The sequence below is a fragment of the Armatimonas sp. genome (assembly GCF_031410135.1).
Taxonomy (GTDB): domain Bacteria; phylum Armatimonadota; class Armatimonadia; order Armatimonadales; family Armatimonadaceae; genus Armatimonas.
Genome location: NZ_JANNYP010000517.1, coordinates 1 through 1769 on the forward strand (window position 1 = coordinate 1; position 1769 = coordinate 1769).

Here is a 1769-nt window from a genome sequence, read left to right on the forward strand (position 1 = left end):
CCTGAAATTGCGACGTAAAGCAAGGACATAAAGCATCGTTGCAAGCTCGTCCGGGTACCAAAAGGGCGGAGCGTTTTGCAGAAGAGCTTGCCCGAAGGCAGCTTGAATGACAGTCGCTTTGTTGCAGAATAGCCAAGGTAAGTTAGGGCATCGTTGAGGCAATAGGTAGCTATGGCATCCTCTTCGTATCATGTGAATTTGTCTCTTCGATGCGCCGAATTAACTCCTGGGCAAGCTGCTCCAGCAGAGCGAAAACCTCCTGAAGAAGCTGGCGTGTATCGCTTCCCCCAACGGCTATCACGAGCCGGTCAGTAGCGACTTGATTGATGCAGGTCGCGGCCCGGTGAAACTGATAAAGAAGAAATTGGAGACGGGCACGCTCAGCGAGAGTCACAGGTGGCTTCTCACGAAGTCCTGCTTCGACAAGGTAGCGGCTCATAGAGAGGCCCGCCTGGTCAGAGCGAAGCTGAATGGTGCTCCACTCCTGATCCGTGACGCGGGCATTGACCACGCGGGGATAAATCTTCTCCTGCCCTTTGTGACGGGACTTTGGGGTTCGGGGTGTCTTGGGTGATTTTTGTGTCTTGAGTGATTGTGATGCCTTTGTCATACTACCTCTATGCGCGGCAACATCGCCGCAGCTTTCGTTTTAGCTCCCCCACACCAGCCTTGGGCCTTGCTGCTGGTCACACCGGCCTTGGGCTGGCCACACCAACCTTTGCTGCTGGTGCCTCTCCCTTGCCAGAGGAAGACGGCGCAATCACGACCTGGCTTGAGAGTCTGGAGCGAAAAAGCCGTCAGATTTGGTGAGAAAAGCCGTCAGACTTGGTGAGGAAACTTGAGGGAGAATAGACAGGCAGACAAAGCGTAGTCGAATGTCGCGCTAGCACAGAAAATATAAGTTATTTTTTAGAGACTGTACGCCGCGTATCGATCCAATCTTATGCCTTAATATCTCTTTTATTTTTATTATTTTTATTATTTCTCTTTATCCCTAAATATATTTCAAAATACACTTGACTAATACTTAATTAATGCGTATATATTAAGTATAAACCAATACTCATTTAAGAGGATTTAAAATATATGAATACTGAAATTGAAAAAACATATGATAATTATTTCGGAAGATGCCCAGAGTATGGTGGTACTAATGGGTTCTTGAATATTGGACGAGCCCATGTATTTATATGTGATGAACATAAATTGGCATGGTTTGCAGGTGAAAATCTTTTTCGATGCTGGAAAGATGAAACAGAAGAAGATTGGAAAAAGAACAAAGAAATTCTAAGTGGATATAGAATAGTTGATGGCGATTTTGACTATTAGCTAGAATTGATTAGGGTCGCTGGAGTTGATTAGGGTCACTAGTGCCTTAGGCGTTAATGGATCTGTAGGTTACAGACTAAAGACCCTAATCAGCAAGAAATGTATAGGTGACTCATGTCACGCAGTAGATAACTCAGGTCACGCAGTGGGCGTGTAACTTATCCCCCCGCTAAAGCAGGGGGCTTTGACAGTAGCGATACCGGCGCACAGATACAAAGGCTCTCCGGTATCGCTCCGTCCATAGGGCAAGTTACATTGCCCCGTGCCTTGAACGCAATATTCAGAGCTGCATTGCAGTCGGCATTGAGTTCCAGGCCACATTCTAAACAGTGGAATTTGCATTGAGATTTTCGATTATGTTTATCGCAGTGACCACAGGCAGAACAAGTTCGGGAAGTGTTGCGAGGGTCTACAAAGACCACGGGCACTCCCGCACGTCT

General features: G+C 46.9%; 3 protein-coding genes. 1 reads left to right on the plus strand and 2 read right to left on the minus strand.

The window, feature by feature from the left end; genetic code table 11:
- Positions 1–169 precede the first annotated feature (169 nt).
- Positions 170–610, minus strand: a complete 441-nt coding sequence (locus RMO15_RS19180) for a hypothetical protein (protein ID WP_309715472.1) — start codon at positions 608–610, stop codon at positions 170–172.
- Between the two features lie 476 nt (positions 611–1086).
- On the opposite strand from RMO15_RS19180, the gene RMO15_RS19185 reads away from it, so the two are divergent.
- Positions 1087–1329, plus strand: a complete 243-nt coding sequence (locus tag RMO15_RS19185; RefSeq protein WP_309715478.1) for a hypothetical protein — start codon at positions 1087–1089, stop codon at positions 1327–1329.
- Between the two features lie 158 nt (positions 1330–1487).
- On the opposite strand, the gene RMO15_RS33370 is transcribed toward RMO15_RS19185, so the two are convergent.
- Positions 1488–1769: zinc ribbon domain-containing protein (locus RMO15_RS33370; protein ID WP_369016138.1), on the minus strand; the 282-nt coding region annotated here is incomplete at its 5' end.